The 3,790-nt window shown below is 65.7% G+C and carries 4 protein-coding genes; 2 read left to right on the top strand and 2 right to left on the bottom strand.

Features of this window, described 5'->3' with window-relative positions:
* Window positions 1–591 (top strand): AzlC family ABC transporter permease (locus EN984_RS25845; RefSeq protein WP_164765649.1); only part of this gene is annotated, 591 nt, incomplete at its 5' end.
* Window positions 588–884, top strand: a complete 297-nt coding sequence (locus EN984_RS25840; protein ID WP_127270950.1) for an AzlD family protein — start codon at window positions 588–590, stop codon at window positions 882–884. The genes EN984_RS25845 and EN984_RS25840, both read left to right, overlap by 4 nt.
* Window positions 885–1,111: 227 nt before the next feature.
* Here the strand turns inward: EN984_RS25840 and EN984_RS25835 are convergent, their stop codons facing one another.
* Together EN984_RS25835 and EN984_RS25830 are read right to left on the bottom strand one after the other, a co-directional pair.
* Complete coding sequence (locus tag EN984_RS25835; RefSeq protein WP_127270952.1) at window positions 1,112–2,956, bottom strand: aminopeptidase P family protein; 1,845 nt, start codon at window positions 2,954–2,956, stop codon at window positions 1,112–1,114.
* A 138-nt stretch (window positions 2,957–3,094) separates the two neighbouring features.
* A partial coding sequence (locus EN984_RS25830) for a 50S ribosomal protein L11 methyltransferase (RefSeq protein ID WP_127384043.1) occupies window positions 3,095–3,790 on the bottom strand: 696 nt, incomplete at its 5' end.

Below are 3,790 nucleotides of genomic sequence, written 5' to 3'. Positions count from 1 at the left end.
GTCCTGGAAGCCTTCCTGATGAGCGCGCTGGTCTATGGCGGCGCCAGCCAGATGGTCGGCATCCAGCTGTTCGGCCAGCATGTGGCGCCGTGGCTGATCGTGCTGTCGATCTTCGCCGTCAATTTCCGCCACGTGCTCTATTCCGCAGGCATCGGCCGGCGCATCGCGCACTGGCCTGTCATCCAGCAGGCACTTGGTTATTTCATCCTCACCGATCCGCAATTCGCGGTAGCCGAAGCGCGGGCGCAATCGGGCCAGACGGTCGGCTTTGCCTGGTATCTGGGACTTGGCCTGCCGGTCTATCTGTTCTGGATCGTCGAGAGCGCGCTTGGCGCGATGTTCGGCAAGCTGATCCCCGACACGCATGTGCTCGGCATCGATTTCCTGCTGCCGATCTATTTCCTCGGTCTCGTGCTGGGCTTCCGCAAGCGGCCGCTGTGGCTACCGGTGGTCATCGCCAGCGCCGCCGCCTCGATCATCGCCTATAAGACCGTGGGCTCGCCCTGGCATGTCTCGATCGGCGCTGTTGCCGGTGTGCTGCTGGCGGTCATCCTGCCTCCCCATCACAGCGGCGTAAAGGCGCGGCCATGAGCACGACCTTCTGGATCATCATCGCCGGCGCGGTCGCCACCTATCTGACGCGCATCGGCGGGCATCTGGTCATCTCCCGCTTCGAAACAATCCATCCGCGCGTCGAGGCTGGTCTCAACGCCGTGCCGGCGGCGGTGCTGACGACGCTGGTGGCGCCGGAACTGTTGAATGCCGGGCCGGCGGAATGGGCCGCACTGGTGGTCACCGCCGTGGTTTCGCTGCGCGGTGGGTTGATGGCGATGTTTCTGGCCGGCGCGGCCGTTCTGATTTTGGCGCGGCAATTTGTGGGCTAGGGTCTGGGCGCGATCGACTTGAACCGTTAGCGCTGCCCCTCATCTGCCTGCCGGCATCTTCTCCCCGTATAGGGACGGGGAGAAGGGATTTGTCTCAACCTCGGCGCTTTTCTGCAACGTTGGTGGTTGGCGAAATCGTCGATGACGGCATCCTTCTCCCCGTCACTATACGGGGAGAAGTGCCCGGCAGGGCGATGAGGGGCGGCGCCGACCTTCCAAGACTGATTTCAAATCTTCGCGTCGTGCGGCAGCGGGGCGGTGGCCTTTTCCAGCCAGGCCAGCGTTTCGCCGTCGAGCATCGGGCCGATCTCGGCCAGCACGCGCGCATGGTACGAGTCCAGCCAGTGCAACTCGTCGCGCGTCAGGAGGTCCGACTGCACCAGCCTGGTATCGATCGGCGCCAGCGTCAGCGTCTCGAAGCCGTGCATGGCGATGTCTCCGCCCTCGATCTCTTGCGCCGGTGTCACCAGGATCAGGTTCTCGATGCGGATGCCGTAGGCGCCTTCCTTGTAGTAGCCCGGCTCGTTGGACAGCATCATGCCTTCGAGCAGCTTTTCGGTGCCGGTGCGGGCGATACGCTGCGGCCCTTCATGCACCGCCAGATATGAGCCGACGCCATGGCCGGTGCCGTGGGCGAAGTCGCAGCCGTGCTTCCACAGCGCCATGCGCGCGACGGCATCGATTTCCGAACCGCGCGTGCCGGCGGGAAAGCGCAGCGTGGAAATGCCGATCATGCCTTTCAGCACCAGGGTGAAGCGTTCGCGCATCTCCTGCGTCGGCTGGCCGATAGGCACGGTGCGCGTGATGTCGGTGGTGCCGTCCTGATACTGCGCACCGGAGTCGAGCAGGAACAACTCGCCGGCCTGCAGCTTGCGGCTGGTGGCGCGCGACACGCGGTAATGCATGATGGCGCCGTTCGGACCGGCGCCCGAAATGGTGTCGAAGGAGACATCGCGCAGCGGCATCTGCGTTTCCTCGCCGGTCTGCCGTCGCGTCTCCTCCAGCCGGGTGACCACCGATATCTCATCGAGCGATCCGGGTTTTTGCCGCTCCAGCCAGCACAGAAGCTTCGCCACGGCCGCACCGTCACGCCGATGCGCGGCGCGCGAGCCGTTGATCTCGGCCTGGTTCTTGGTGGCGCGCGGGATGCGGGCGGGGTCTGCTGCTGCAACGACGGCGCCGCCATTGGCCTCGACCAGCATGCGCAGCCGGTCGGCCGCCAGCACCGGGTCGAGCGCGATTTTCGCGCCACTCTTGGCAAGGGCGACGATCGCGGCTTGGAATTCGCCGGGCCCATGCGGCTCGGCGAGCTGGGTGAGATAGGCCGCGACCTGGCGCGAGAATTTGCGCTTATCCATGAAAAGCTGGTGCGACCCATCGGCGGCAAGAATGGCGAAGCCGAGCGCCAGCGGCGTGTGCGGCACGTCGCCGCCGCGGATGTTGAAGGCCCAGGCGATGGAGGAGGGGTCGGTCAGCACCGCATGGGTGGCGCCGTCCTTTGCGATCGCCGCCGCCAACCGCGCGAGCTTGTCCTTGGCGAGCTCGCCGGCAAAGCCGATCGGGTGAAGTTCGACCGGGGCCACCGGCGCGTCGGGCTGATCCTTCCAGATGATGTCAATCGGGTTCTTGTCGAGCGGCACCAGCACGGCGCCTGATTTGTCGGCCGAGGCCTGCAGCGCCTTGACCTCGCTGATCGTGTGCAGCCATGGATCGAAGCCGAGCCGTGCGCCCTTGCCAAGATTGTCTTTCAGCCAGACAGCCGGCGGATTGTCGACCAGGCTTTCGATCGAAAAGACGTCCAGGTCGACCTCGCTGCGCACCTGCAGCGTGTAGCGCCCATCGACAAAGACGAAGGCGCGGTCGCGCAGGACGATGGCGACGCCGGCCGAGCCGCTGAATCCGGTCAGCCATTTCAGCCGCGCCGAGCGGTCGGCGACATACTCGCCCTGATGCTCGTCGGCACGCGGCACGATGAAGCCGTCCAGCCCGTTGGCTTCAAGCCATTGGCGCAGGAGCGCCACGCGCGGTTTGCCGACGGCCGGGTCGCCGGCGGAATCGAAGGTCTGGAACATTGTGGGCCTCCTGCGGTCAGCGCAACCGTAGCGTACGGTCACGGAAATCGGAATCGATTTCCGGCTGCGCGCAACCTGCTACAGCATCGCTTGACTGACAACCGGCGGAACTTGGTCCAAGCTCGGTCGGTCCCGGGCTCAATGCTTGAGGTGGATCGTCACCCAGCCCTCGCGGTGCAAGGTTCTGACGTGGCGAAAATTCTGGCCGACATAGGCCGAGATGACGGCGTCGCGCTGGCGGTCGAGGATGCCTGACAGCACGATCGAGCCGCCGAGCGCGATGTGGCCAGCCATTTGCGGCGCCAGCCGCATCAGCGGCCGTGCCAATATGTTGGCGACGATGAGATCGAAGGGCGCGCGCTTGCCGAAGACCGGGTGGTGAAAGCCCGGCGCGGTCACCGTTTCCACCAGTGCCTTGACGTGATTGAGCCGCGCATTGGCGGCAGCCACCCGCACCGCCACCGGATCGATGTCGGTGGCCAGCACAGGAATATGCGCCAGCTTGGCGACTGCAATCGCCAGCACCGCGCTGCCGGTGCCGAGGTCGAGCGCATTGCGCGGATGCTCGCGCCGAACCACTCTTTCAAGCATTTCCAGGCAGCCGGCGGTGGTGCCGTGGTGGCCGGTGCCGAAGGCAAGGCCAGCCTCGATCTCGATGGCGATCTCGCCGCTGTGGCGCTTGCGGCGGTCATGCGCGCCGTGGACGAAGAAACGTCCGGCACGCACCGGCTTCAGCTCTTCCAGCGAATGCGCCACCCAGTCGATGTCGGGCAGGGCCTCGCGCTCGATCGGCTTCGACAGGGAAAGGCCGGCAAGGATGTCGGTCAAGCGGGT

The organism is Mesorhizobium sp. M7A.F.Ca.CA.004.12.1.1, assembly GCF_003997835.1.
Taxonomy (GTDB): domain Bacteria; phylum Pseudomonadota; class Alphaproteobacteria; order Rhizobiales; family Rhizobiaceae; genus Mesorhizobium.
Note: the sequence above shows the minus strand (reverse complement) of the source record. Positions and strands in the feature narration are given on the sequence as shown.

Coding starts and splice junctions, on each gene's coding strand:
- EN984_RS25840 (WP_127270950.1), top strand. CDS start 588: ATGAGCACGACCTTCTGGATCATCATCGCCGGCGCGGTCGCCACCTAT.
- EN984_RS25835 (WP_127270952.1), bottom strand. CDS start 2,956: ATGTTCCAGACCTTCGATTCCGCCGGCGACCCGGCCGTCGGCAAACCG.